General features: G+C 57.6%; 26 protein-coding genes. 6 read left to right on the top strand and 20 right to left on the bottom strand.

What is annotated here, in order from left to right; all coding sequences use genetic code 11:
* Nucleotides 1–93 precede the first annotated feature (93 nt).
* A complete protein-coding gene (nepI, locus tag IAE48_RS17240) occupies nt 94–1,278 on the bottom strand; it encodes a purine ribonucleoside efflux pump NepI (RefSeq protein ID WP_200135097.1) in 1,185 nt (394 codons plus the stop codon).
* A gap of 96 nt (nt 1,279–1,374) precedes the next feature.
* Complete coding sequence (locus IAE48_RS17235; protein WP_054803550.1) at nt 1,375–1,827, bottom strand: DUF1198 domain-containing protein; 453 nt, start codon at nt 1,825–1,827, stop codon at nt 1,375–1,377.
* Nucleotides 1,828–1,984: 157 nt separating this feature from the next.
* Here IAE48_RS17235 and IAE48_RS17230 point away from each other — a divergent pair, with 157 nt between their 5' ends.
* Nucleotides 1,985–4,018 carry a DUF4034 domain-containing protein gene (locus tag IAE48_RS17230; protein WP_200135096.1) on the top strand — a complete coding sequence of 678 codons (2,034 nt, stop codon included), beginning with the start codon at nt 1,985–1,987 and terminating at the stop codon, nt 4,016–4,018.
* Between the two features lie 153 nt (nt 4,019–4,171).
* Here the strand turns inward: IAE48_RS17230 and ilvN are convergent, their stop codons facing one another.
* The 3 genes from ilvN to ivbL form a co-directional block, all read right to left on the bottom strand.
* Nucleotides 4,172–4,456 (bottom strand): acetolactate synthase small subunit, encoded by a 285-nt coding sequence (ilvN, locus tag IAE48_RS17225; protein WP_076769298.1) that lies wholly within the window; start codon nt 4,454–4,456, stop codon nt 4,172–4,174.
* A gap of 3 nt (nt 4,457–4,459) precedes the next feature.
* The gene (ilvB, locus tag IAE48_RS17220; protein ID WP_200135095.1) at nt 4,460–6,148 is read right to left on the bottom strand and encodes an acetolactate synthase large subunit; all 1,689 of its coding nucleotides are present in this window, start codon (nt 6,146–6,148) and stop codon (nt 4,460–4,462) included.
* Between the two features lie 105 nt (nt 6,149–6,253).
* Nucleotides 6,254–6,352: an ilvB operon leader peptide IvbL gene (gene ivbL, locus IAE48_RS17215; protein WP_124966939.1), complete on the bottom strand. Its 99-nt coding sequence runs from the start codon at nt 6,350–6,352 to the stop codon at nt 6,254–6,256.
* 515 nt (nt 6,353–6,867) lie between these two features.
* On the opposite strand from ivbL, the gene tisB reads away from it, so the two are divergent.
* From tisB to emrD, 3 genes are all read left to right on the top strand, one after another.
* Nucleotides 6,868–6,963: a type I toxin-antitoxin system toxin TisB gene (tisB, locus tag IAE48_RS24370; RefSeq protein WP_076769296.1), complete on the top strand. Its 96-nt coding sequence runs from the start codon at nt 6,868–6,870 to the stop codon at nt 6,961–6,963.
* Between the two features lie 119 nt (nt 6,964–7,082).
* Nucleotides 7,083–7,916, top strand: coding sequence for a DMT family transporter (locus IAE48_RS17205; protein ID WP_094423020.1), 834 nt, complete (start codon nt 7,083–7,085; stop codon nt 7,914–7,916).
* Between the two features lie 177 nt (nt 7,917–8,093).
* Complete coding sequence (emrD, locus tag IAE48_RS17200; RefSeq protein ID WP_200135094.1) at nt 8,094–9,278, top strand: multidrug efflux MFS transporter EmrD; 1,185 nt, start codon at nt 8,094–8,096, stop codon at nt 9,276–9,278.
* On the opposite strand, the gene IAE48_RS17195 is transcribed toward emrD, so the two are convergent.
* The 4 genes from IAE48_RS17195 to IAE48_RS17180 all read right to left on the bottom strand — a co-directional run bounded on the left by IAE48_RS17195 (nt 9,181) and on the right by IAE48_RS17180 (nt 12,755).
* A complete protein-coding gene (locus tag IAE48_RS17195; protein ID WP_200135093.1) occupies nt 9,181–10,269 on the bottom strand; it encodes a cellulase family glycosylhydrolase in 1,089 nt (362 codons plus the stop codon). The genes emrD and IAE48_RS17195 overlap by 98 nt on opposite strands.
* Before the next feature lie 94 nt (nt 10,270–10,363).
* Entirely contained in the window at nt 10,364–10,714 is a 351-nt protein-coding gene (locus tag IAE48_RS17190) for a DUF202 domain-containing protein (RefSeq protein WP_200135092.1), read from the bottom strand.
* Nucleotides 10,704–11,051, bottom strand: coding sequence for a YidH family protein (locus IAE48_RS17185; protein WP_042715102.1), 348 nt, complete (start codon nt 11,049–11,051; stop codon nt 10,704–10,706). The genes IAE48_RS17190 and IAE48_RS17185 overlap by 11 nt, the downstream gene beginning before the upstream one ends.
* A gap of 33 nt (nt 11,052–11,084) precedes the next feature.
* Nucleotides 11,085–12,755 (bottom strand): putative transporter, encoded by a 1,671-nt coding sequence (locus tag IAE48_RS17180; RefSeq protein WP_200135091.1) that lies wholly within the window; start codon nt 12,753–12,755, stop codon nt 11,085–11,087.
* Between the two features lie 275 nt (nt 12,756–13,030).
* On the opposite strand from IAE48_RS17180, the gene oxlT reads away from it, so the two are divergent.
* Nucleotides 13,031–14,290, top strand: coding sequence for an oxalate/formate MFS antiporter (gene oxlT / locus IAE48_RS17175; protein ID WP_200135090.1), 1,260 nt, complete (start codon nt 13,031–13,033; stop codon nt 14,288–14,290).
* Between the two features lie 108 nt (nt 14,291–14,398).
* On the opposite strand, the gene IAE48_RS17170 is transcribed toward oxlT, so the two are convergent.
* The 4 genes from IAE48_RS17170 to ibpA form a co-directional block, all read right to left on the bottom strand.
* Entirely contained in the window at nt 14,399–14,866 is a 468-nt protein-coding gene (locus tag IAE48_RS17170) for a PIN domain-containing protein (protein WP_200135089.1), read from the bottom strand.
* Complete coding sequence (locus IAE48_RS17165) at nt 14,866–15,999, bottom strand: AAA family ATPase (protein WP_200135088.1); 1,134 nt, start codon at nt 15,997–15,999, stop codon at nt 14,866–14,868. The genes IAE48_RS17170 and IAE48_RS17165 overlap by 1 nt, the downstream gene beginning before the upstream one ends.
* Before the next feature lie 103 nt (nt 16,000–16,102).
* Nucleotides 16,103–16,534 (bottom strand): small heat shock chaperone IbpB, encoded by a 432-nt coding sequence (ibpB, locus tag IAE48_RS17160; RefSeq protein WP_200135087.1) that lies wholly within the window; start codon nt 16,532–16,534, stop codon nt 16,103–16,105.
* A 108-nt stretch (nt 16,535–16,642) separates the two neighbouring features.
* A complete protein-coding gene (ibpA, locus tag IAE48_RS17155; RefSeq protein WP_042715112.1) occupies nt 16,643–17,056 on the bottom strand; it encodes a small heat shock chaperone IbpA in 414 nt (137 codons plus the stop codon).
* Between the two features lie 311 nt (nt 17,057–17,367).
* On the opposite strand from ibpA, the gene IAE48_RS17150 reads away from it, so the two are divergent.
* A complete protein-coding gene (locus IAE48_RS17150) occupies nt 17,368–17,697 on the top strand; it encodes a YceK/YidQ family lipoprotein (RefSeq protein WP_042715115.1) in 330 nt (109 codons plus the stop codon).
* Between the two features lies 1 nt (nt 17,698).
* On the opposite strand, the gene IAE48_RS17145 is transcribed toward IAE48_RS17150, so the two are convergent.
* The 7 genes from IAE48_RS17145 to yidA all read right to left on the bottom strand — a co-directional run bounded on the left by IAE48_RS17145 (nt 17,699) and on the right by yidA (nt 24,790).
* On the bottom strand, nt 17,699–18,925 hold the full coding sequence (locus IAE48_RS17145; protein ID WP_200135086.1) for a DUF3748 domain-containing protein: 1,227 nt from the start codon (nt 18,923–18,925) through the stop codon (nt 17,699–17,701).
* Between the two features lie 51 nt (nt 18,926–18,976).
* On the bottom strand, nt 18,977–20,314 hold the full coding sequence (locus IAE48_RS17140) for an MFS transporter (RefSeq protein ID WP_124966930.1): 1,338 nt from the start codon (nt 20,312–20,314) through the stop codon (nt 18,977–18,979).
* 109 nt (nt 20,315–20,423) lie between these two features.
* Complete coding sequence (dgoD, locus tag IAE48_RS17135; protein ID WP_200135085.1) at nt 20,424–21,572, bottom strand: galactonate dehydratase; 1,149 nt, start codon at nt 21,570–21,572, stop codon at nt 20,424–20,426.
* Nucleotides 21,569–22,186 carry a 2-dehydro-3-deoxy-6-phosphogalactonate aldolase gene (locus IAE48_RS17130; protein WP_094422665.1) on the bottom strand — a complete coding sequence of 206 codons (618 nt, stop codon included), beginning with the start codon at nt 22,184–22,186 and terminating at the stop codon, nt 21,569–21,571. Before IAE48_RS17130 ends, dgoD begins: the two co-directional genes overlap by 4 nt.
* Entirely contained in the window at nt 22,170–23,048 is an 879-nt protein-coding gene (locus tag IAE48_RS17125) for a 2-dehydro-3-deoxygalactonokinase (protein WP_200135084.1), read from the bottom strand. Before IAE48_RS17125 ends, IAE48_RS17130 begins: the two co-directional genes overlap by 17 nt.
* Nucleotides 23,045–23,734, bottom strand: a complete 690-nt coding sequence (gene dgoR, locus IAE48_RS17120) for a D-galactonate utilization transcriptional regulator DgoR (RefSeq protein WP_042715123.1) — start codon at nt 23,732–23,734, stop codon at nt 23,045–23,047. The genes IAE48_RS17125 and dgoR overlap by 4 nt, the downstream gene beginning before the upstream one ends.
* Before the next feature lie 243 nt (nt 23,735–23,977).
* Nucleotides 23,978–24,790, bottom strand: a complete 813-nt coding sequence (yidA, locus tag IAE48_RS17115) for a sugar-phosphatase (protein WP_124966927.1) — start codon at nt 24,788–24,790, stop codon at nt 23,978–23,980.
* Between the last annotated feature and the right edge of the window lie 31 nt (nt 24,791–24,821).

Genomic DNA, 24,821 nt, shown 5'->3' with positions numbered 1-24,821 from the left:
CCACCCGGCATATTGCCCGATGGCGGCTGCGCCTTATCGGGCGTGCGCGAATTGTAGGCCGGGTAAGCGAAGCGCCACCCGGCATTTTGAGATTCAGGCTTTGACCTTCACTTTTGCCGCCACCAGCAGTGCGGTGAGCAGCATCAGGCCGCCGGAGAGCATCAACGGCGATAGCAGTCCGTAATGATCGAGAGCGAAGCCGCCAATCGCCGCGCCGCAGGTATTCGCCAATTGAATAACCGCCACCTGGATCGAACCGGCTTTTTCTGCCTGATCGGCAAGGGTACGGGTGATCCACGTTGACCAGCCCACCGGAATCAGGGCGAAGCCCAGCCCCCAGACAATGGCGATCCCCGCCGCCACCACCTTATCGCTGCCCCACAAAATCAGCACCAGCGCGCTTATCGCCAGCGTCAGCGGCGCAAGAGCCAGCGTCATTTTCACCGAGCGCTTCATCACCACCGACGAGAACGAGGTGCCGACGAAACTGGCGATACCAAAACTGAGCAGCACCAGCGTCAGCCCATCGACGCTGAAACCGGCAAGGGTCGTATAGACCGGGCGAATATAGGTAAAGAAGGAGAACTGACCGGCGAAGACCATGAAAATCGCCAGCATCCCCGCCGCAACGCCGGGGCGTTTCAGCAGGCCAAACATATTCTGGTGCTGCTCGGTCTGCCCAGGCAGCGACGGCAGCGCCATCCACACCCAGATAATGCAGGCCACGCCCATCAGCGCCGCGCCGTTAAAGACGTTACGCCAGCCGATAATCCCACCAAGAAAACTGCCCAGCGGCGCGGCAATCACCAGCGCAATCGACACCGCGCCAAAGATGACCGACAGCGCTTTCGGCACCGTGCGCATTGGCACTAAACGCATGGTCAGCGAGGCCGACATCGCCCAGAAGCCGCCAAGCGCCAGCCCGAGGCAGGCGCGCCCAACTAACAGCAGAGTAAAACTGGTGGCAAACGAGACCAGCAGGCAGGAGAGAGTCAGCAGCAGCGCAAAGGCGAACACCACATAGCGGCGGTCGGTGGTGCGAATAATGCTGGTAATAAACAGGCTGGCGAACATCGCCACAAAGGCGGTCACGGTGACGGTTTGCCCGGCAAGCCCTTCGGAAACGCCCAGATCCAGCGCCATCGGCGTCAGCAGGCTGACCGGCAGAAACTCAACGGTGATCAAGCATGCTACACAGAAGGCCACGGCGAAAACGGCGGACCAGTTCGGCCGCGTGACCGGATCGGCTGAAGATTGCGCCATACTTTGCTCACTCATTGATTACCTGCTTAATTGTTAAACGTGAAAGTCGCGCAGTGTAACATTCATAAAGTGTGACGCAATTAACAATTCGGCAACTCTTCAGCATCGCTATCAGTGCAGCCAATAGACGCCCTCTTCCGGCGCGAAGAGCGCGTTGTAGCGCATCTGGAAATTGCTCAGTTCGGCTTTATCCGGATCGATTTCACGCAGAAAGCCGAGCGCCAGGCGTAATTGCGCATCGGTAATCGGTGCCGCAAGCCGTGCTTTCTGCATCAGGCGGTGCCAGTAGTGAAAATTTTGCTCACCGCTATCGACAATCGCCACCTGCCAGATCAGCAGCAGCTGCGCCGCGTTTTGCAGGTGCGCTTCATCGGGACGCGCTAAATAGCGCAGAAATTCATTGCCCGCGGTTTTGCCCATCTGATCAATCATCGACTCCACCGGCACGGGTTGAATATTAAGCCGGTCGGTAAGACGGCGGATCGCACGGCGGGAATCGGAGGTTAACACCCGAAAACCAATCACAAAGACCACCACCAGCGTGGCCAACATCAACCAGATCATACGTTCTCCCGCAGCGAAAAGAGGCTCATCATACGGGCAAATCGGCGTCGACTAACAGCGCTAAGTGCGCTCAAACACCTAAATCAGGGGTTTGTACCTGCCGCTTTTTTTCGTGACAATGGACACCATTTTTCTTACATCTCCCTTATGAGGCACCATGATTTCACTGGATGAGATTTTTTCCGTCCGCCAGCAGCTGCGCGATTTGATGCACGCCGGGGAGTTTGAAGCCCTTACCCGCTACTACGCGGCCGCCGAGGCGCGCTGGCAGCAGGATCGCGATGATGCGTTTTTTCCCATCATCAGCCAGTACACCTTTCTCTTTACCCCGCAGTTGTATAGCGAAGAGAAGATCGTCGAACTGCTGACCGCCTGGCATCAGCAGCAGCCGCAGGCCCATTACCCCTGTGCGATGCTGGCTCAGCGCTGGCTTAACATCGCCGGCGACGCGCGCGGCGGCCACTACGCTGACCGGGTGACCGCCACCCAGTGGAGCCGCGCCCGCATCAGTAGCGATCTGCTCTTTTACTGGGCGGCGAAGGCGATCTCCCTGAATAACCAGACGCCATTTCTCTATTACCTACTGCTGACGGCGAGCGGGCACTTTAACCAACCCGCGTGGTTCGAGGAGCCGCATCAGCCGATAGCGCTTGATCTGAGCGCTTATTCAGACGCAGCGCTGGCCTTTGCCCGCGAAAAAGGCGGTTTACCGCTCTCCAGTGAGCCGATTTACACCGGTCTGCCCGTGGCCGACGAGCAGGAAGCGGAGATGGCGCCGCTTTACTGGCTCAACCGCGCGCTGGAGTGCGACCCGGAAAGCATGCCGGTGCGCGAGCAGTTTATCTATTACCTCTACCCGCGCTGGTACGGCGATGATGAGCATGTCGCCATCGATAACTTTTTAGCCAGCAACTACTGCACCACGTTGCCGGAGCTTAAGCGCAACAAGCTCTACAGCGTGAAGTGGCTGGATAAGCTCGGCAACCCCGAATACTGGCCCGATAAGCACAGCGGTAAAGCGATCGGCGCGTTCGATGAGGAGTTCCAGCAGATGCTGGCCCTGCCGATGGAGCCGGAAGATAAGGCAGCGCTGCACCTCACCTGCCTGGATACCTACGTCCATTTCCTGCTGGACGACGATTACACCTTCTACGCCCATAGCCCGCTCTTCGCGCGGCGCATTTATGAGAGCATTGAGTTTATGCTCAACCACGGTTCAGTCCGGCTGCTGTTTGCCCAAGAAGGGGCATTGCTCTTCTGGCTGCTGTCGGTGCTGTGCCATAAAGAGTACGCGCTGCAAGATGAGAAGGGGCTCTTCCCGCGCTATATCGCGCTGACCGGCGCACGCTGCGAAAACGACACCGAACTGCTGCTGAGCGCCTATCTGCGTTTGCAGACGCTGGAAGGTGTGCATCTTCCTGGCCCGGCTGAGCCGTGGCTTGCGCGCCTGAAGCAGACGGACGATCGCATCGGGCCGGACAAGCTGAACGTGCTGCTCAACCGTCTCTGCTTCTACCAGCAGAAAGCGCAGGCGCAGGGCTTTTTAACGCTGCTCGCCGAACATGACGTGATCCCCGCCCTGCTGCTGTTAAGCGATATTCACAGTGGCCTGGCACCGGTTGCGACGACCAATTTGCTGATTACGCCCTCCGCAGAGTCGGCAACCGCAGCGCTTGATCGCGCCTGCCAGAACCGCTCGCCGGAAGCACTGTTCCGCAAAAGCCGCATTCTGGAAGCGCAGCACGGAAGAGAGGCCCAGCCCGAGCGCCTGAAGCTGTTAGAAGAAGCAACCCGCCGCGGACACGCGCTGGCGCATTATGATTATGCCTGTGCGCTCTTCTGGTCGCGCGATGTGGAGCATCAGCGGCTGGCGGTGGAAAAAGTGTGTGCGGAGGTGCTGCTTGAGTCGCGCGTTGAAGAGGAGAAGCTGGCCTATATCGCCTATCTCTACGCGTTTGGCGTGCTCAATCAACGCGGCGGTATGCGTAAAAATGTCTGGCTGTTTATCCGCTGGATTAACTACGCCATCGAGCTTTGGCCGGACGAGCACTACCAAAAAATGCAGCAGTTCTTCGAATCGCGCTACGTTAACTTTTTAGTGGTTCGCTTCCTGGCGAAGCGGGATAAGAAGCGGGCACCCGAGTGGCAAGTGGATTTACTGGGCAAGCTTGGCGTACTGGAGGATGAGTAATGTCTTATATCGGTTATATCTTGTTCATCGTTGTACTTGTGGTCGTCGGCGTGAGAACCAATAAGAAGTCGCGCTACTACCTCAGCACTCCGCTGCCGCGCAAAAAATAGGGCGTAGCGCGCCGCCTTAACGGGCGGCGTGCCGCTTTAGCGCTTACTCAAAAAAGAGCCCCAGCTTATTGAACACGCCGGGATCGCTCTGGTGACGGATGATCTGCACCACATCTTCCAGCTTGTCGATCTGGCTTATCATCTGCTCAAGACGCTGATCGTTGGCGACCTGGAGCCAGATGCGGCTCTGTTCGCCGTTCTGGAGCGGTAAACAGAGAATGCCCTCCACGTTGAATGCCCGCCGGGCAAATAGCCCGCAGACGTGGGTCATTACGCCCGGGTGGTTACGCACGGTGAGTTCAAGAATGACGTTATCAGTGCTCTGCATGGTTTATTCCCCCACCATTTCTGTATTCGCCGCGCCCGGCGGCACCATCGGGTAGACTTTCTGTTGTGGATCGATGCGCACATGCACCAGCGCAGGTCCTGGGCGGTCAATAATCTCCTGCAACGCGGCCTGCGGATCGGCGGCGGCGTTTAAATCGCAGGTGTGCAGGCCAAACCCGGCGGCAATCTGCACAAAGTTAACCATGCCCGGATAGGTCGCGGCAAAGACGCCGGATTTGTAGAACAGACTCTGCTGCTGATGCACCAGCCCCAGCGCCTCGTTATTCATCAGGATGATTTTGACATCGAGATTGTTTTCCGCCGCCGTCGCCATCTCCTGAATATTCATCATCAGGCTGCCGTCGCCGGAGAAGCAGATCACCTTCCGCTCCGGGTTCGCCAGCGCCGCGCCGATCGCCGTCGGCAGACCAAAGCCCATGGTGCCGAGGCCGCCAGAGGTGAGCCACTGGCGCGGGCGATTGAGCGGATAGGCCTGCGCCGTCCACATCTGATGCTGCCCAACGTCGGTAGTGATAATCGCCTCATCATCAACGCAGGCTGCCACCGCGTTAATCAGCCCATAGTGGCTTAAGGGATCGCTGTTCTGCGCAATGGAGGAGGGAAACTCCGCTTGCAGCTGTTCGACGGTGTTACGCCAGGCGTGGCGCGCGCTCGCCTCAATCTGCGGAATCAACACATCCAATACTTCGCCGACATCGCCCTGGATCGCAACATGCGCCTGCTTCACTTTCCCCAGCTCGGCGCGGTCGATATCGACATGAATAATCTTCGCATTCGGGCAGAACTGCTCGGTTTTGCCAATCGCCCGGTCATCAAAACGCGCACCCAGCACAATCAGCAGATCTGCCTCTTGCAGAATAAAGTTGGTGCTGCGCGCGCCGTGCATGCCGAGCATGCCGAGGGAGAGCGGGTGGTGTTTCGGCAGCATGCCGAGCGCCATCAGCGTCATGGTCGTTGGCAGGCTGGCTTTCTCCGCCAGCAGGCGAATTTGCTGAGGAGCATTGATCACCCCGCCGCCCAGGTAGAGCACCGGGCGCTGCGCGGCGTTGATCATCTCCGCCGCGGCACGAACGTCATGCGCATTCCACGCCGGAGTCGGGGCCTTAACGCCCGGTTCCGGCAGCTCGCTTAAGGTGATCTCCGCAGTCTGCACATCTTTAGGAATATCTATCCACACCGGGCCTGGGCGGCCGGACTGCGCAATGCGAAACGCATCGCTGATCACCTGCGGCAGTTCGGCAATGTCGCGGACCAGATAGTTGTGTTTAGTGATGGGGATAGAGATGCCGTAAGTGTCCACTTCCTGAAACGCGTCGGTGCCGATCATTGAAGCGGGCACCTGGCCGGTAATGCAGACCAGCGGGATGGAGTCGAGGCGCGCGTCGGCGATAGCGGTAACCAGATTGGTTGCACCCGGCCCGCTACAGGCGAGACAGACCGCCGGTTTTCCCTGCGTGCGTGCCATTCCCTGAGCGATAAAACCGGCACCCTGTTCGTGGCGGGCCAGCACGTGGCGAATCTGCGTGCTTTGGCTCAGGGCATCGTACAGCGGCAACACGGTGCCGCCCGGAATGCCGGTAACGGTGGTGATGCCCTGACGCTCAAGTAAATGAACAATCAGCTGCGCGCCGGTGTAGCGCGTGGATTGAGGAGTGCTTTCCGAACTTGCCATGCTCCAGTCCTTCTTATTCTGGGCCGACTTTCCGGGAGGGATAAAACAAGAAACCCCGCCCGGTTTGCGCCGGCGGGGTTTTGGAATCGTGTGTTGTTCCGGACCCTACGGCGCATTGCCGACGACCACCACCACACGCACGACGACCACCGCGGCGTTGTGCGCGGTTTTTAGTAGGTTCATCGGTTTAGTGGCAGCGTTCATGGGGGACCTGTTGTTGTGTGAACAATTTTTATGTCATTAACGAGATTTATACAAACACAGGAATCATTCGCCGACAACTGCTTTTTACGCACCGGCAGCAAAGTGGGCCATTGATCACATTTCTTATTGCCGAAATGACAACAAAAAACCCCGCCGGAGCGAGGTTTTTTTTGCAGCTTTTTGCGGCTGGTGACCGCAAGCACACTGCGTTACGTCAACAGCGGAACTATACGCTATATCGTCCGGTTGCGCAATTTTTACACATAATCATCCGCATTAAGTATGGCTCAATGGCGCAAAAACAACCAATAATTACTGTATATAAATACAGTACTCGCATATACTGATGTTGCGCATCTGTGTGGGGGCCGCAACTACGGCGCGCTAAGTCCTGGCTGAAACGGGTGGTGCCGTCAGCGCCTTAACCCCTTGAGAGCACACTGCGTTACGCCAACAACACGGCTGATAACAGGCAGCGGAAAGGTAAGTCAGCCGGTGCTCCTTTACCTGAGGAGATGCGTATGGGCCAGACGGAGATGGTTATCCTGATCCTGAAACTCATTGTTGCCTTGTTGCAACTACTTGAAGCAGTCCTGAAATTTGTTCGTTAACTCAGGTTCAAGTCGCACCAAAGGGGGGCGGGCAACCGCCCCTCTTTACTATTCGCGTTCTGGCGTGCCTTGCGCCGGTCATGTTACATTTCGGTGACATTTCCCGTGCGCAGGTCGCCATGACGCTTTCGGTTTTCTGCATTCTGCTCTTCGCCGCACTGCTCCACGCCAGCTGGAACGCCATTGTCAAAGCGGGCAGCGATAAGCTCTATTCCGCCATTGCCGTGAGCGGATTTGCCGCGCTAATTGCGCTGATATTGCTCCCTTTTTCTCCCCAGCCAACGCTTGCCAGCGCGCCCTATCTCGCCCTCTCCTGTGCTCTGCAGGTGGTTTATACCGTGCTGGTCGCCAAAACCTACCAGGTCTCAGAGATGAGCCAGACCTACCCGCTGATGCGCGGCACCGCGCCGCTGCTGGTGGCGTTAGTCAGCGTGCTGTTTCTCGGTGATGCCCTGAGCGCGGTGGCGTGGAGCGGGATTGCGGTGATCTGCCTGTCGATTCTCGGCATGGCATTTAACGGGCGCAGCCAGTCGCGCACCGGGATCTGGCTGGCGCTGCTCAACGCCTGCTTTATCGCCAGCTATACGCTGGTGGATGGTACCGGCGTGCGTCTCTCCGGCACGGCGCTCGGGTACACCCTCTGGACCTTCTTCCTCAACGGTTTCTGCCTGCTGCTGTGGGCAATGGTCGCGCGCCGCCACGCGGTTTCCCGTTATCTGGTTGCTAACTGGAAATCAGGGCTGCCGGGCGGCATCGGTACGCTCGGCTCCTACGGCCTGGCGCTATGGGCGATGACGCAAGCGCCGCTGGCGGTAGTGGCTGCGCTACGCGAAACCTCAATACTTTTCGGCGCGCTGTTAGCCTGCTTTGTGCTCAAAGAGCGCGTGGCAGGCGTGCGCGTTGTCGCCGCCTGCGGTATTGCCGCCGGGGCGATCCTGCTGCGTCTCTCGTAGATCATTCTGGCAACAAAAGTTGCCGATAATTGTTTAGAAATCCTGCCTGGCACCCTTTGCCAATTAGTGAGTCACCTGGTGGCTCATCTCACGCCTTGTGGTAGATTCCTCCGCAACCTGGGCTGCATTGCAGCCATATATTCTATAATTCTTCTCTTTTTAAAAGTAATCATCGATATGAAAAGGCAGAGAAACGTCAATTTGTTATTGATGCTGGTGCTTCTGGTCGCGGTCGGCCAAATGGCGCAAACCATCTATATTCCGGCGATGGCCGATATGGCGCACGATCTGGCGGTAAGTAAAGGGGCGGTGCAGAGCGTGATGGCGGCCTACCTGCTGACCTATGGCGTCTCGCAACTCTTTTACGGCCCGCTGGCGGACAGAGTGGGACGCCGCCCGGTGATCCTCGCGGGCATGTCCATTTTTATGCTGGCGACGCTTATCGCTATCACCACCAACAGCTTGCTGGTGCTGATCCTCGCCAGCGCCTTACAGGGCGTCGGCACCGGCGTCGGCGGCGTGATGGCGCGCACCCTGCCGCGCGATCTCTATGCGGGCAGCGAGCTTCGGCATGCCAATAGCTTGTTAAATATGGGTATTCTGGTCAGCCCGCTGCTGGCACCGCTGATTGGCGGCGTGCTCAACACGCTGGTGAACTGGCGCGCCTGCTTTATCTTCTTACTGGTGCTGTGTGTGATTGTCACCTACAGCATGGCGCGCTGGATGCCGGAAACGCGTCCGCTGGATGCGCCGCGCTCGCGGCTGATCACCAGCTATAAAACCCTGCTCGGTAACGGCGCGTTTAGCTGTTATCTGCTGATGTTGATCGGCGGCCTGGCGGGCATCGCGGTGTTTGAAGCCTGCTCTGGGGTGCTGATGGGCGGCGTACTGGGGCTAAACAGTATGATGGTGAGCGTGCTGTTTATCCTGCCTATTCCGGCGGCGTTTTTCGGCGCATGGTTTGCCGGACGGCAGAATAAACGCTTCACTACGCTGATGTGGCAGGCGTCGTTAAGCTGCCTGCTGGCCGGTATCCTGATGTGGATCCCCGGAATCCTTGGCGTGATGACTATCTGGACCTTAGTGGTGCCCGCCGCGCTCTTCTTCTTCGGTGCCGGGATGCTCTTTCCGCTGGCAACCAGCGGCGCGATGGAGCCGTTCCCCTTCCTGGCCGGTACGGCGGGCGCGCTGATTGGCGGCCTGCAAAATATGGGCTCCGGCGGGCTGGCGTGGCTCTCTGCGCAGCTGCCGCAAAACAGCCAGTTTAGCCTTGGGATGCTGATGACGCTGGCCGGGCTGCTGATTGTGTTGTGCTGGCTGCCGCTGGCGTCGCGCCCTGGCCACCACGAACAGGCGGTTTGACCTCATGATGGCCCGGCTTCAGGTCGGGCTTTTCGCAGGTCGGCGCAATCATCTCTTTTAGCAGCGGCGCGGGCGCAGGCCGCCATGCGCCCTCTTCACCATCATAAAACTGCGTATCGGCATTGATCGCATACGGGATTTTCGCCCGGTTCAGCTCGCAGGCCATAAAGCGGGCGAAGGCCATCTGCGAGACGGTCGGCGCATTTTTTATCGACTCGCCCACCGCCCAGCCACCGACCCAACTGGCGTGGCCGGTTTTTTGCTGCCAGCGCAGCGCCGCAGCGATACGGGCGCGGATCGCCGCTTTTTCGGCCGCCGTGCCGGAAGTCCACGGGTATTTGCCGTTACTTTTCAGCGGCCCCCACGGAAAGATATGCCACTCCGCCAGCAGGTAGTTCTGGCTGTGCGCAGGCAGCCGCAGCGAGGCGAGATCCTCAGGCGCGGCGCGCAATCGCGGGGCGATGAAGATCATACGCTGGGCATCAATCTGATGCAGAGTGCGCACGACATTATCGTAAGTACGATTCAAGGCGGGCAGATCGCGGTTCAGTTTGTCGGCAGGTTCATAAATCACATCAAAACCGAGCGTCGGATGCTCGCTGCCAAAAAATTGCCCGACGGTCGTCCACCAGGCCACCAGTTGCGCTTCGGTTTTTGCGTTGGGATCGGCTTTAAAACCATCGGCCTGATAAGCGATGATCGGCGTCACGCCATAGGCTTCACAGGCTTCGACCAGCTTACGCAGGTGAATCAGCCGCGCTTCGGTCATATTATCCGCCACGCGAATACGAACATGGCGAATACCGGCGTTGTAAAAATCACGCACCACTAACGGGTCAAATTCGCGAATGCCGCGCTCGGTGCGCGCCCAGTCAACGTCCATGCCAACGCCCAACTGCTGCGCGTAACGCGCCGCCGTCAGCGGAGTATCGGCGGCATACACAGCGGTTGCCGCCAGCAACATAACAACAGCAATCAGTGGCTTTAACACGGTTGACCTTGCGAAAATCGGGGGTGATTACATGTATTTAGCATGCTTTTGCTCAGCGCGCGTAGCGGCAAAGCGTAATAAATTTTTCCCGCACTCAGAGCAGAAGCCATAACTGGCGAATATGGGTAACGGCGAACAGCAGGGCGAGAGAGAAGACGCCAAGGGCGATAAGCAGCTTGTCACGCACGCTGCCGGGCAGCGCGAAGTCACCGGCGTTCACATCCATTCGCTGCCGCAGATGGGTATAACGCCAGAGAATGCCCGCCACCAGCGCCAGCAGCGCGAGGGAGATCCAGAACGGCGTGCCCGATTGCTGCCAGTTATGCTTTACCGCCAGCGCCATCAGCGCGCCATAGCCGAACAGCGTGCGTAGCCAGGCGAGCGAGGTGCGCTCTGGCTGCAAACCAGGGTCGACGGCGCGGCGCACTTTGCGGCTATCCGGCATAGAACACCAGCACCATCACCACTGCGGCGACCGCCGCCAGCGCCACGCTGATGAGCAGCAGAGTACGGGTATAGGGCAGATCCTCTTTTAAGCGCATCGCTTTCTCATTACGCAACCAGCGCAGATAGCCATACAGCGCCAGCGCCCCGGCGAAGAGGCAGAGCAGCAGCGCCAGCGTTTCGCGGATCAGCGGTGTGGCAAACTGCGGTGCCAGCTGATCGAGGCCGACACCCGCGGCGAGAAAGCCCAGCGCAGTGCGGATCCAGGCAAGAAAGGTGCGCTCGTTGGCCAGCGAAAAGCGGTAATCGGGCGCTTCGCCGACGCGGGAGATTTTCATCAACACTCCTTATAAAACAGGCCATTCCCCAGGTTAAAACGCCTGGCCCATGCCCCAAAATAGCACCGCCAGGAGTTGAGGGGTAATAATGCGCAAAAACATCACCAGCGGATAGACCGTCGCATAGGAGAGCGCCGCCGCGCCGCTGGTGGCATGCAGGTTATTGGCGAAGGCCAGCGCCGGTGGATCGGTCATCGACCCGGCCAGCATACCGCAGAGGGTTAAGTAGTTCATATTACCGAGCATCCGCGCCAGCACGCCGACGGTCAGCAGCGGAATGGCGGTAATAAAGATGCCGTAACACATCCACCTCACGCCTTCGCCGTGGGTTAGCGTGGCAAAGAAATCACCGCCGGACTTCAAGCCGACCACCGCCAGAAACAGCACAATGCCAAGCTCGCGCAGCGCCAGGTTGGCGCTCGGCGGCATAAACCAGTAGAGCTTGCCGATGGTGCCGATACGCCCGAGGATCAGCGCCATAATCAGCGGCCCACCCGCCAGCCCAAGTTTTAAAGCCACCGGAAAGCCGGGAATAAACAGCGGCACCGAGCCGAGCAGCACGCCGAGGCCGATACCGATAAACACCGGCAGCATCTGCACCTGCTGTAATTTTTGCTGCGCGTTGCCCACTTCGCTGGCCACCGCCTCAATCGCCGCCGGTCGGCCAACCAGGTTGAGGATATCGCCGAACTGCAGGCTGGCGTCGGAGCTGGCCACCAGTTCCACCCCGGCGCGATTGAGGCGCGAAATCACCACGTCATAACGCTCTTTCAGCTGCAGGTCGCGGATCTTTTTGCCCAGCACTTTTTCATTGGTCACCACCACCCGCTCAACGCGCAGATCGGTGCCGCGCGTTGAGAGGGAGGTCTCGACCTCTTTGCCAATCACCACTTGGGCGTTATGCAGATCGCGCGGCAGGCCGACCAGGTGCAGCAGATCGCCCGCCTGAATTACCGTGGTGGGCGAGGGCACCATCAGCAGCTCGTCCCGTTTCAGCCGTGAACAGATGATTTTGTCGCTGTTGAGCAGCGGCACATCCTGAATCGCCATATTATTGAGGTTGCTGTTTTCCACCCGAACATTGATGGTGCGAATATGCGAGACGCCGCTATTGAGGGTGGCGTCGTGCTTGCGGGCCTCCTCATCCACATTGACGCGAAACAGCACCCGCAGCAGCCACATGCTCAGCAAAATACCGCAGATACCGAACGGGTAGGCCATCGCATAGCTGGTGCCCATCACATCCAGCTGTTCGACGGGCAGGCCCAAATCACGCAGGATCTGCTGCCCGGCACCCAGGGCGGGCGTGTTGGTCACCGCGCCGGAGAAGATACCGAGCACCACCGGGAGCGGAATGGCGAAGAGTTTATGCAGGATCGCCGTGACCAGGCCGCCCAGCAGCACAATCAGGATGGCGAAGAGGTTGAGGCGCAGCCCCGAGACGCGCAGCGAGGCAAAGAACCCTGGCCCGACCTGGATGCCAATGGTGTAGACGAAGAGGATCAGGCCGAACTCCTGCACGAACAGCAGCATCGGGCCGCTTAACGTTATTCCCAACCGATCGGCGATGTGCCCGACAATAATCCCGCCAAACAGCACGCCGCCAATGCCAAAGCCGATGCCGCGTATTTTGATGTTGCCGATCCACAGCCCAACCACTGCCACCAGCGCCAGCACGCTGACCATTAACGCTATCTCACTCATGATTCAATCCTTTTCCATGATGATTAGGCTAATTCTCGCAGAGAAGAGGACCGTTTTATGGGCGATGGCGCACAAAGTGCAGGGCTTTTCGCGCCCTCTAATGTGGCGAACCGCGCACCATATAATGTGATGCTGCTCTCAATTAACGCATAGCTGAGGCGTTTACCCACAGGCGAAACCCTGCGCCTGCTAACTCTCTCCTGAGGATTAGTGCGCTGGCAGGTTATGGCATGGTTAATGCACAACTCCACTTTTGTTAACAACAGGGTGGCAGAATGACAAATACAACCTTAACCAGCGTAGTGGTAGCAAGCCCGTCGAAGAAATGGGTGCAACTGGCGCTGGGCTTACTGTGCATGATCTCCATCTCCAGCCCGCAATATGTCTGGGCGCTGCTGGCAAAGCCGTTTATGGCCAAGCTGGGCGTCCCGCTGGCGGAGATCCAGCTCACCTTTTCACTGCTGATTATTCTGCAAACCTTCTTTTCCCCCTTCCAGGGCAAGCTGATTGATAAGTTTGGCCCGCGCCGGTTGATTGCCATTGGCACCGTGCTGAGCGGCGCGAGCTGGATGCTGACGGCGAACATCAGCAGCCTGACGGGGCTCTATCTCTGTTACGGCGTGATCGGCGGCACCGGCATTGTCTATATCGGCGTGGTCGGTTTGATGGTGCGCTGGTTCCCCGAAAAACGCGGCTTTGCCACAGGGATGGTGGCGGCAGGCTACGGTATGGGCGCGATCCTTACCACCTTTCCGGTGACGCAGTCGCTGGCCGCCAAAGGGCTGGAGAGCACACTGTGGCAGTTCGGCCTGCTGATGGCCGCCATCGGTTTTATTGCCAGCCAGGGGTTACGCGCGCCGCAGCATGCCAGCGCGCAGCCGGTGAGCAGCCCGTTGAAGATGAGCGAGAAGAGCTTCGCGCCAAAAGAGATGCTGCGCAAGCCGCTGTTCTGGCTGATGTTTATCATGATGACCATGATGTCCACCTCTGGGCTGATGGTCACCTCGCAAATGGCGATTTTCGCCGACGATTTCGGTATTACCGCCGTCACGGTGCTTGGCATGGCGGCGCTGCCGCTGGCGATGACCATCGACCGGTTTATGAATGGCTTAACGCGCCCGGTGTGCGGCTATATCTCGGACCGGATTGGGCGCGAAAACATGATGTTTGTCGCCTTCGGTCTGGAAGGGTGCGCGATGGCGCTGTGGCTGTTGTGCAAAGACGATCCGCTGCTGTTTGTGCTGCTCTCCGGGGTGGTCTTTTTCGGCTGGGGCGAAATCTTCTCGCTCTTTCCTGCCACCCTCACCGACACCTTCGGTACGCAGCATGCTACCTCAAACTATGGCTGGCTCTATATCTCGCAGGGGATCGGCTCGATTTTCGGCGGCCCGCTGGCGGCGCTGCTCTATCAGCAAACTGGTAGCTGGAACCTGGTGTTTGGCTGTGCAATCACGCTCGATATTCTCTGCGCGCTGCTCGCCCTCTTTGTGCTGAAACCCTGGCGCCAGCGTTTTTTGCAGAGCGTGCATGCCTGAATAAAAAAGGCTCCGCATGCGGAGCCTTATCTGCCGGGTGGCGGCGATGCCTTAGATTGCATCATGCCGTAGGCCTGGTAAGCGAAGCGCCACCAGGCAGTAGGTTTGTCAGAGGTTACTGGCTGCTACATCATAGGATTGATGTAACTGACGGATGCGCCCGATATCCGAATCGTTGGAGCAGAGCTCAAGGGTATTGCAGTGCGCGCTGCTGAAATGAAACACGTCAAACTTTCGTTTCTCCAGGTTACGCGCTGCGGCACCGGGTTGCGCCGCCTGCCAGCTATCGAAACGGAACAGATTGGCCGACAGTTCAGAGATATCGCGCGTAATATCCAGTTCGGGAAAACCGTTCAGGGTGGCCTGAAGTTCATCAAAGTCCGCTTTATTTGACCAACTGACGCCACGCAACACTTCATAGCGAATCAACGGCGTAATAAACAGCGCCACATCATCGTCAGCCAGTAGCTGAGTAAGCATTGTTATCGCGGAGGTTTTCATTTCCACAGATGTTCTGCCGCTTTTATCAAATGCTGCAATCAGAAGGTTGGTATCCAGCAAAACTCTCCGTGTCATTACTCTTTCTCCTGCTGGTTGAGCAAGCGTAATAAGTTCGCTTTTGCATCCTGCTGCTCGTCGGCGCTGCTGTTCTCAAGCTTCATCTGGTTTAGATCAACGCTGAATACCTCTTTCAGTATATCGGCCAGCGCGGCTTTATTCGGCGCGGCGATTTTTTTCGTCTTCACAACGCCATCACCGTCGCGATAGAGGTTATACGCTTCACCCTCTTTAAGCTGCGCGAGAACAACAGAGGAGTGCGTGGTGATGTAAAAGGTCGTATTAGGAAACAGCTTCTTGAGCAACGGCACGATATTCGCCTGCCAGGAGAGGTGCAGGTGGCTCTCTATTTCATCGATAAAGACAACGCCCTTCACCTTCTGAATATTGCTTTCATTGGTGAAATAGCCGTAGCCGGAAACAATCGCCTGAATCAGTTTGAGGATGGAGGTAAAACCGGAGCTGAGCTGGCTAATTTCTCTCACCTGGCCGTCAACTTTCAGGCTCACCCGATCGTCGCCGCTAATCTGTAAAAACTCCGGATCGATTCGCGCATCAATTTCGTGCAATAAGCGGATAACAGTCGAAATTTCCACTTCGCGGTTATCTTCACTTTTTTGCCAGCGGTTAGAGGAGCGGGCAATTGAAATAAACCACTCCTGAATACTGGCTGACATATTCATGGAGCCGAAATCCGCCTCCATCTGCCGGGTCAGCGTCTGGAAGTAATACTTTCTGCGGTTCTCAAGATTGCCCAGCGAGGTGTTAGTTACGCTTGATTGCGTCTCGATTTTTCCGCGCGCCTGGGCGCCGAGAAATACCACCGGGAACGTATTCGCGGTCAACGAGGGAAAATAACCGCGGGCAATTTGCCATAAGGGAGAATCGTCACTTTCCCGCTGAACCGTATAAGGTTCCGGGCGATTGGTGGCGACGGATTTGAACTTGAAGAAAACCTGATCGATAGAATCGAGGGATTTTTTTACCAGCTCATTATTAAAAAACATGAACTGGAACAGCGCTTCCAGCATTTTGGTTTTACCGACGCCATTGGGGCCGATAAAGGTATAAATTCGCTGGTTAGGTTCAAGCCTAAGCTGCGCGCGCCCAACGCCGATAAGTCCTTCAATCTCAAGCTCTTCGCCAAGCATAGCCGTCTCCTGAATGCCGCAATGGCTCCAGTGTATACCAGCCTGCAAAAGAAACAAAAAAGCCCTGCTCAGAAAGCAGGGCTTAGCGGTTTTATGCGCTGTTTTAGCTATTCAACGCCGGGCGCGAACTAATGGCGATGCGTTGCGGTTCGGCGCTTTCGGGCACGTTGCGCAGCAGATCGATATGCAGCAGGCCGTTCACGAACGTTGCGCCGGAGACTTCCATAAAATCGGCCAGCGTAAAGCTCAGGGTAAAGGGCTGGATCACCAGACCCTGATGGAGCCATTTCGGTTCGTTGGCCGGTTTTTCCGGCGTGCCTTTAATGGTCAGCCGACCATTTTCCAGCTGAATATCCAGCTCTTGCTGGCGGAAACCGGCCAGCGCAAGGGTAATGCGGTAGTGGTTGTCGTCGCTCTTTTCGATGTTGTAGGGCGGGAACGCCTGCTGATCGACATTGGTGGTTTGCAGAGCGTTTGCCAGTTTGTCGAAGCCAATCCACTGACGCAGAAGCGGGGATAAATCGTAGTTATGCATTGTGTTTCTCCTTCAAAGAAGCGAGTGAATACCTGCGAGCTTTCGGCTCACATATGCCCCCTGTCGGCGAGCATGTCGGGAGTGGGCCGCGCGAGCGACCCGACGTAATTAGTTAATTTCAATACGGCGCGGTTTTTTCTCTTCCGGGATGACGCGCTCCAGTTCGATATAGAGCAGGCCGTTCACCAGGTTGGCGCCTTTGATTTGAATATTTTCTGCCAGCTGGAATTTACGCTCGAAGTTACGCTCGGCGATGCCCTGGTAGAGATAGGAGCGCTCTTTCTGTTCAGCGGCGTGGGAGCCTTTTACCACCAGCAAGTTATCCTGGGCGGTAATATCCAGTTCGCTTTCAGCGAAACCGGCCACGGCGATAGCAATGCGGTAGTGGTTTTCATCCACTAACTCAACGTTGTACGGAGGGTAACCGTTATTGCTCTGGTTCGGGTTGTTTTCCAACAGGTTAAACAGGCGGTCAAAACCGATAGCTGAACGATAAAGCGGGGAGAGATCAAAATTACGCATAGTAAGGCTCCTGAAATCAGCGAGTGTGTAAGACCTTCCATAATGGACCGATCTTCATGCCATATAGCCGAACACCCTTGCGGCGTGTTCTGCGGCTACAGTGATAAAGTGTGGTTGCAGGGAATTTTTTCAAGGGCAAATTTTTGACTTTTTTTGCACTTTCTCTGACAGGGCATAGACTGGGGGTAGCCGCACAAAGGGTTAAAGTGCGAATGCCGCCACAGAGCGGAGCGCGAATGCTGTTGTTTTCGCAGGCGTAGGGCTATAAACGCCGTGACAGCATTCAGACAATAAACAACGATGATTAATCGATGATGAAAACGCGTTTGATAGTTTCTGCACTGGTTTGCGGAGTGATGGTCTCGGGCTGTTCCAGCGTGATGTCGCATACGGGCGGCAAAGAGGGGCTTTATCCCGGCACAAAAGCGAGTTCGTCGATGATTTCCGATGACGATACCGGCATCGGTATGAAATCGCTGGTGGCGCTGGATATGCCCTTTACCGCTCTTCTCGACACGCTATTGATACCCTGGGATCTCTTTCGCAGAGATAACTCGGTGAAAGCGAGAGTCGAAAAGAGCGAGCGGGAAAATGAGGCTATCAACTCACTTATCCCGCCCGCGCCGATGCCGGTGCACTGATTTAGTAACCGGTCTGCGTCATCCAGAGCTGGCGGAAACCGTCGGCCTCTTCCATCCAGGCTATCTGCTTACCATCCGGTGAGAAGACCACCGCATCCCCGGAAGGGGGGTTGGCGTGATCGGCCGTCAAAAAGGTTATCTCTCCGCTTAGTGCGTCGCACAGCGCAATGCGGTTATCCAGCACAAACCCCAGCGCCTCGCCAGAAGGGTGCCAGTTAAACGCCGACTGGATCCCCGTCTCACAGTGGGTTAGCTGCCGCGGCTCGCCGCCCGCCGGGCTGATTAACCAGAGCTGCACAACGCCGTTGTCGTCACGCATTAGAAAGGCAATCTCGCTCGCCTGCGGGTTGCTGCGTACCCAGTGGCGCGGCGTCGTAACCAGCCCCGGATAGCGTCGGTGATGGGTGAAGGTGAGGCGCTGCTGCTGCACGCCTTTTGGCGGCGCGGGCAGAGTCTGCTCTGTACCGGCCAGCGGCGCATCGCCCGCGGTTTTCCAACCCTGCTCATCAGCAGGAAGATCGACAATAAACAGCTCCGGCACTTTTTCGCCGCTGGCGGAGAGCGTATCGCCAATAAACGCCAGCCGCTGGTTGCCGACCCAGCCCTCTTCATACGCACGGTTGATCTCATCACTGCCGGGCGCAGGCGTCGGCGTCGTGCGGCTCACCAGCACGCACCAGTGGCTGCCACCATATTCTCGCGGATGGGTGCAGGGCGGCGTTACCGGGCCAAATGGCACCGCGGCGCCAACGTTGCGCAGATCCAGCGCCGGGTCGCGCTCATGCATAACGTGATCGTTATAGGTAAAGCTAATGTTCTGCCCGCTCGGGCTAAAGACATGCACGTGCGAGCCGCCGCGCAGCGCGCCGGGCGTGTAGGGCGCGGTGATATCCAGCGCATCAAGATTGGTTGTGCGGCCCTGCCCGGTTATTACGCCGCGCCGATGGTGGAAATCGTACTGCCACGCCTCGTCCGGGTTTTCCGGGCCGTGAATAAACACATACTTCTGCGCTTCAGGATGAACGGTCACCACGCCGACATGCGCGCCATCCGTTGCGGTGTAGATCACCTCAACGTCGCCGGATTGGACGTTGACGCGTTCGATAGTTTTGCCGGTAAAGGAGGCGCCGGAGGGGCGCACATCGAACACCAGCCACTGGCTGTCCGCCGTCCAGGTGTTGATATTGGTCAGTTGATGATTGCGCGGGGCGAAGGTGAGCTGTTTCATGAAAGTACCCTGAAGCCATAAACAGGCCTCAGGGTATAAGATTGCGTGGCGTTAGCCTACTCGCTTCACATCGCCGACCAGCAAAATGTAGGAGAGCGCGCCAATCAGCGCCACGGCGGAGATATAGACCAGCGCCGGGCCAAAGCCGTAATCCTGCGCCAGGTAGCCAATCACCAGCGGCACGGTAATGCCGCCCAGCCCCCCGACAAAGTTAAACACCCCACCGGTGAGGCCAATCAGGCGCATCGGTGCCAGCGACGACACCAGCGACCAGGTGATCGAGGCAAAGCCGTTGCCGAAGAAGGCCAGCGCCATCAGCGTCATAATCCACACGGGATCGTTGGTGTAGTTCGCGCCCATGATGCAGGTGGAGATAAGCAGACCGCAGATAATCGGCGTTTTACGCGCAATCCCCAGCGAATAGCCCTTTTTCACCAGCGTATCGGCGACCCAGCCGGAGAGCAGCACGCCAAAGAAGGCGGCCAGGAACGGCACGGTGGTCATAAACCCGGCTTTCAGCGCGGTGATACCTTTCTCCTGCGTCAGGTAGTTCGGGAACCAGGTGAGGAAGAACCACAGCGTTGAGGTGACGGCGAACTGGCCAAGATAGACGCCAATCAGCTTGCGGTGGAACACCAGTTTCCACTCCGCTTTGGTCAGCGGCTGGCGCGCCTCTTTTTTCACCGGCGCATCGCCATCAATCAGGCCGCCGCCCGCTTTGATGTACTCTAGCTCCGCCTGGCTGATGTTTTTGGTCAGGCGCGGCGGCTGGTAGACCTTAATCCAGATCAGCGACCAGATAATGCCGATGCCGCCGGTGACGATAAACACCCAGTGCCAGCTTAGCAGCTCCTGGATCCAGATCAGCAGCGGGGTGAGAAAAGCCAGCCCGACAAACTGCCCGGAGGTGTAAAAACCGACCGCCGAAGCGCGCTCCTGCTCCGGGAACCAGCTGGTCACCATGCGGTTGTTGGTCGGGAAAGCGGGTGCTTCAAAAATACCGGTAATCGCACGCAGGCCAATCAGCGACAGCAGGCCGCTGGCGAAACCCTGAAACAGCGTGGCGACCGACCAGCCAAAGATGGCGATGAAATAGGTAAGGCGTGAACCGACACGGTCAAGAAACCAGCCGCCGGGGATCTGGCAGAGGGTATAGAGCCAGGCGAAGGCGGAAAAGACGTAGCCCATCTCCGCTTTGGTAATACCGAACTCCTCCTGAATATGGGCAGAGGCCACGGCCAGGTTGGCGCGGTCGACATAACAAATGACCACCGTGATAAAGATCATCAGCAGCGTCAAATAGCGGCGACGCCCTGTTTTTGCAGTCGTTACAGAAATATCCATAACTGTCTGTCTCCGGGTTTTGGGCATGGCGAAGCCGCTCACCATGCCCTGTTAAATACAGAGGGTGTAGGAAAAAAATTATTTTTGATGTTCTGAATGCGCTAAATAGTTTGTTTAACCGCCAACGCACCGGCGGCGCAAAATATGACGAGCATTACCACTCGGCGACGGTACCGTCCGCGTGCCGCCACACCGGGTTACGCCAGTCCGGCGCATTTTTGCTTAGCTCAATCACTTTCTCTTCGTTGATCTCTACGCCAAGGCCCGGCTTCATCAACGGTTTAAAGAAGCCGCCTTCCATATTGAAGTCCTCTTTGTTCTTCACGAAGTCGAGCAGTTCGGCACCTTTGTTGTAGTGAATGCCCATGCTCTGCTCCTGGAATACCGCATTGTGCGAGACGAAGTCGACATGCAGACAGGCAGCGAGCGCCACCGGGCCGAGCGGGCAGTGCGGAGCCAGCGCCACGTCGTACGCTTCCGCCATACCGGCAATTTTGTAGCACTCGGTGATGCCGCCCGCGTGGGAGAGATCCGGCTGCAAAATCGCAATGCCGCCCGCTTCCAGCACGCGTTTAAATTCGAAGCGCGAGAACATACGTTCACCGGCAGCAATCGGAATATGGGTTTGCGCGGCCAGGCGCGGGTAATACTCCGCCTGCTCGGCCAGCACCGGCTCTTCAATAAACAGCGGGCGATAGGGCTCCAGCTCTTTAATTAATACTTTCGCCATCGGCGCGCTGACGCGACCGTGGAAGTCGAGGCCAAACTCAATCTCGTTGCCAAACGCTTCGCGGATCTGCGCCACGGTATTGACCGCCGCATCGACTTTGCGCGAATCATCGATAATGCCTAACTCTTCGCAGCCGTTTAATTTAAAGGTGTCGAAGCCAATGGTGCGCAGGGTTTTGATGCCATCAATCACTTCTGCCGGGCGGTCGCCGCCGACCCAGCTGTAGGCCTTGATTTTGTCGCGCACCAGGCCGCCCATCAGCTGCCACACCGGCGCATTGAGCACTTTGCCTTTGATATCCCACAGCGCCTGGTCAATCCCGGCGATGGCGCTCATCAGGATCGGGCCGCCACGATAGAAACCCGCGCGGTACATCACCTGCCACAAATCGTTGATACGGGAGGGATCCTGGCCAATCAGGTAGTCGCCAAGCTCATGCACCGCCGCTTCAACGGTACGCGCACGCCCTTCGATCACCGGCTCGCCCCAGCCGACCACGCCTTCATCGGTTTCGATTTTTAAGAACATCCAGCGCGGCGGTAAGCGGTAAGTCGTCAGTTTGGTTATCTTCATTGCACAGCCTCTTGATACGCGTTAACAAATGCTTTCGCCTGCTCGATGGTGCGGCTTACCGGCTGCCCGGCGCGATAGAGATCGCTGCCCAGCCCGGCGCCAACGCAGCCTGCCTGTAGCCACAGGTGCAGGTTTTCCGGCGTGACGCCGCCGACGGCAAACACCGGTACGTCCGCTGGCAGAACCGCTTTCAGCGCTTTGATGTAATCGGGGCCAAAGGCGGAGGAGGGGAAAATTTTCAGCGCCTGCGCACCGGCTTCAAGCGCAGTGAAGGCTTCGCTGGCGGTGGCGCAGCCCGGGCAGACGGTCATGCCGTGGCTGACCGCGCGGCGGATCACCTCCGGCTGCGTATTTGGCGTGACAATCAGTTTGCAGCCCATCTCCGCCAGCCGATCGACCTGCTCCGGTTTCAGCACCGTACCGCCGCCGATCAGCGCGCGATCGCCGAAGTTCGCTACGATATCGCCAATGCTGGTCTCCCAGTCGGGTGAGTTGAGCGGGATTTCGACGGCGTCGAAACCTGCGTCGAGTATGGCGGCGACGTGCTCGCGCGCCTCATCCGGGGTGATGCCACGTAAAATGGCGATCAGCGGAAGTTTAGTTTGCCACTGCATGGGCAATCCTCCTGATACCTGCCTGAAATGCCGTGTCGCCATCCAGCGTGTTTACCACCCGCCCGATAGCACGAAACGCGCGCTGATAGCGGGCGGAGAGGGATGGGCTGGCGACCAGCGTGATTGCCTGCGAACCGGCGAAGCGGGCGTTCATGGTCGCCACCTCACCGCCAATCAGCAGGCCCGAAAGGAATTCGCTCACCTGTTCGCGCGCAAGGGTGCCCAGCACATGGGCGGCGCGAACTTCAAAAAGCTGCGGCAGGATCTCAGGTGACGCGAGGCCGCGCGTCAGGCCTGCGTCGAAGGCATCATCACTGGCGGTTTGCTCCGGCAACCCTGCGCCCACCAGCGAGTGGCGCAGCAGGAGATGATGCAGTTCACCGGTCATTACGGTGCGAAAATCACGAATCTGATACTCATCAGCCTCGACCCATTTGCAGTGGGTGCCGGGCATCACATACAACGAAGCGGGGGCAAGCTCGCTGGCACCGAGCAGCTGAGTCTCTTCGCCGCGCATCACGTTGTGATTGTCATCGCTGGAGACGCACAGGCCGGGGATGATCCAGACACGCTCTTTTACCTGGGTCAGCTGCTCACCGATGCCGTCAAGCGTAGTCGGGCAGGGCAGATAGGGGGCGATTTTCCAGCCCGCATTGCTGCCGACCATGCCCGCCATTACCACCGGCGTGGTCTCGCTGCTCCAGCCCTCGGTCACTTCTGCTAACACCGCTTCGGGGGATCGGCCATTAAGTCGGGTCACACCCGCCTCAGACTGCCTGCTCTCCAGGCAAACGCTATCCTGAAAGTGCCAGGCGCGTAAGTTGGTGGATCCCCAGTCGATTGCGATGTAGCGAGCTGTCATGTAATTTCCTTCAACCTTCGTGTTGAGCTGGCGATCATGGTGAGCGCCGCCTGCTCTGCCGCTGTGCTGTCCTGATGCCGGATCGCATCGAACAGCGCCTTATGTTCCTGGAGGGTTTTCGGCATGTTCGCCTCATCCCCCATCCAGGTCCGTTCAAATACCGCCCGTTGCAGTGAGCTAATCGCCACACTCAACTGTTGCAGCACCGGGTTGTGCACCGATTGCAACACCGCTTCGTGATAGCGGATATCGGCCTCGTTAAAGGCGTCCCGGTCCTGGTTATTGGCGATCATGTCGTTGAGCGCCGACTCAATATTTGCCAGGTCGCTGGAAGTGGCGCGTTCCGCCGCCCAGCGGGCGATGGCCGGTTCCACCAGGTTTCGCACTTCACTCATCGCGCTGATTAAGCGCGGGTCGTAGTCATGCTCCAGCACCCATTGCAGCACCTCAGTATCGAGGTAGTTCCACTGGTTACGCGGGGCGACAAACGCGCCGCGATAACGCTTCATTTCAATCAGCCGCTTTGCCATCAGCGCGCGGTAGACCTCGCGGATGATGTTGCGCGAGGTTTCAAACTCTTCGCACAGCTCAGCTTCGGCGGGTAACGCCGAACCGGGGACATATTTGCCGCTGATAATCTGGCGGCCCAGCGAGACGATAATGCGGTCGGTTTTATTCATGGTCATAACGCGTCCTTAGCAACGGTTTCTCTGCCACTACTTTATCGCCTCTGCCGCAATTTCCCTCAACATTGAAGTACAAATATGCTGACTTCCCCGCAAGAGATGTCGCAATCGTAGTACAATCACTTTGTGTTGTACTACAATTTGGATCACAAAAACGACAATTGGTAAGCAAATTGTTATCAGAACGGCGCGCGGGGCAAAAAAAACCCGCGCAGAGCGCGGGTCGGGGAGAGTGGGACAGGTTTAGTTGAGGGCGAACTTCTCGATCGCGTAAGCAACGCCATCTTCGAGGTTGGTTTTGGTGACAAAATCTGCCGCCTCTTTCACCGACGGAATAGCGTTTTCCATCGCCACGCCAACGCCTGCGAACTCAATCATGGCGATATCATTTTCCTGATCGCCAATCGCCATAATCTCTTCCGGCTTGATGTTTAACACATCGGCAAGGGCTTTAACGCCGGTGCCTTTAGTGACGCTTTTATGCAGGATTTCCAGGAAGTAGGGCGCGCTTTTCAGCACCGTATACTTCTCTTTCACCTCTTGCGGAATGCGGGCGATCGCCTGGTCGAGGATCGTCGGCTCATCAATCATCATCACTTTCAGGAACTGGGTCTGCGGATCCATCTTCTCCGCTTCACAGAAGACCAGCGGAATAGTGGCGACAAAAGATTCATGCACGGTATAGGGGCTGATATCGCGGTTTGCGGTGTAGAGCGTGTTGCGATCCAGCGCGTGGAAGTGCGAGCCGACCTCGCGGGAGAGTTGCTCCAGATAGAGGTAATCGTCATAGCTCAGCGTAGTTTGCGCCACGGTACTGCCGTCGCTGGCATTCTGCACCAGCGCGCCGTTATAGGTAATGCAGTAGTCACCTTCCCGCTCCATATGCAGCTCTTTCATATAGCTGTGTACGCCAGCGTAAGGGCGTCCGGTGGTCAGCACGACATTGATGCCGCGTTCGCGCGCGGCGGCAATCGCATTTTTTACCGCAGGAGAGATAGTGTGGTCGGGCAGCAGCAGCGTGCCGTCCATATCGATTGCAATAAGTTTGATAGCCATGAGATCCCCAGATGAGAAGTGTTTGACCTCA

The organism is Kosakonia sp. S57 (genome assembly GCF_016516575.1).
GTDB lineage: Bacteria > Pseudomonadota > Gammaproteobacteria > Enterobacterales > Enterobacteriaceae > Kosakonia > Kosakonia cowanii.
This window is presented reverse-complemented; position numbering and strand designations above follow the sequence as displayed.

Excerpts from the sequence above, each read along its gene's own strand:
- nepI (WP_200135097.1), bottom strand. The coding sequence starts at position 1,278 with ATGAGTGAGCAAAGTATGGCGCAATCTTCAGCCGATCCGGTCACGCGG.
- IAE48_RS17235 (WP_054803550.1), bottom strand. The coding sequence starts at position 1,827 with ATGATCTGGTTGATGTTGGCCACGCTGGTGGTGGTCTTTGTGATTGGT.
- IAE48_RS17230 (WP_200135096.1), top strand. The coding sequence starts at position 1,985 with ATGATTTCACTGGATGAGATTTTTTCCGTCCGCCAGCAGCTGCGCGAT.
- ilvN (WP_076769298.1), bottom strand. The coding sequence starts at position 4,456 with ATGCAGAGCACTGATAACGTCATTCTTGAACTCACCGTGCGTAACCAC.
- ilvB (WP_200135095.1), bottom strand. The coding sequence starts at position 6,148 with ATGGCAAGTTCGGAAAGCACTCCTCAATCCACGCGCTACACCGGCGCG.
- ivbL (WP_124966939.1), bottom strand. The coding sequence starts at position 6,352 with ATGAACGCTGCCACTAAACCGATGAACCTACTAAAAACCGCGCACAAC.
- tisB (WP_076769296.1), top strand. The coding sequence starts at position 6,868 with ATGCGTATGGGCCAGACGGAGATGGTTATCCTGATCCTGAAACTCATT.
- IAE48_RS17205 (WP_094423020.1), top strand. The coding sequence starts at position 7,083 with ATGACGCTTTCGGTTTTCTGCATTCTGCTCTTCGCCGCACTGCTCCAC.
- emrD (WP_200135094.1), top strand. The coding sequence starts at position 8,094 with ATGAAAAGGCAGAGAAACGTCAATTTGTTATTGATGCTGGTGCTTCTG.
- IAE48_RS17190 (WP_200135092.1), bottom strand. The coding sequence starts at position 10,714 with ATGCCGGATAGCCGCAAAGTGCGCCGCGCCGTCGACCCTGGTTTGCAG.
- IAE48_RS17185 (WP_042715102.1), bottom strand. The coding sequence starts at position 11,051 with ATGAAAATCTCCCGCGTCGGCGAAGCGCCCGATTACCGCTTTTCGCTG.
- IAE48_RS17180 (WP_200135091.1), bottom strand. The coding sequence starts at position 12,755 with ATGAGTGAGATAGCGTTAATGGTCAGCGTGCTGGCGCTGGTGGCAGTG.
- oxlT (WP_200135090.1), top strand. The coding sequence starts at position 13,031 with ATGACAAATACAACCTTAACCAGCGTAGTGGTAGCAAGCCCGTCGAAG.
- IAE48_RS17170 (WP_200135089.1), bottom strand. The coding sequence starts at position 14,866 with ATGACACGGAGAGTTTTGCTGGATACCAACCTTCTGATTGCAGCATTT.
- IAE48_RS17165 (WP_200135088.1), bottom strand. The coding sequence starts at position 15,999 with ATGCTTGGCGAAGAGCTTGAGATTGAAGGACTTATCGGCGTTGGGCGC.
- ibpB (WP_200135087.1), bottom strand. The coding sequence starts at position 16,534 with ATGCATAACTACGATTTATCCCCGCTTCTGCGTCAGTGGATTGGCTTC.
- ibpA (WP_042715112.1), bottom strand. The coding sequence starts at position 17,056 with ATGCGTAATTTTGATCTCTCCCCGCTTTATCGTTCAGCTATCGGTTTT.
- IAE48_RS17150 (WP_042715115.1), top strand. The coding sequence starts at position 17,368 with ATGATGAAAACGCGTTTGATAGTTTCTGCACTGGTTTGCGGAGTGATG.
- IAE48_RS17145 (WP_200135086.1), bottom strand. The coding sequence starts at position 18,925 with ATGAAACAGCTCACCTTCGCCCCGCGCAATCATCAACTGACCAATATC.
- IAE48_RS17140 (WP_124966930.1), bottom strand. The coding sequence starts at position 20,314 with ATGGTGAGCGGCTTCGCCATGCCCAAAACCCGGAGACAGACAGTTATG.
- dgoD (WP_200135085.1), bottom strand. The coding sequence starts at position 21,572 with ATGAAGATAACCAAACTGACGACTTACCGCTTACCGCCGCGCTGGATG.
- IAE48_RS17130 (WP_094422665.1), bottom strand. The coding sequence starts at position 22,186 with ATGCAGTGGCAAACTAAACTTCCGCTGATCGCCATTTTACGTGGCATC.
- IAE48_RS17125 (WP_200135084.1), bottom strand. The coding sequence starts at position 23,048 with ATGACAGCTCGCTACATCGCAATCGACTGGGGATCCACCAACTTACGC.
- dgoR (WP_042715123.1), bottom strand. The coding sequence starts at position 23,734 with ATGACCATGAATAAAACCGACCGCATTATCGTCTCGCTGGGCCGCCAG.
- yidA (WP_124966927.1), bottom strand. The coding sequence starts at position 24,790 with ATGGCTATCAAACTTATTGCAATCGATATGGACGGCACGCTGCTGCTG.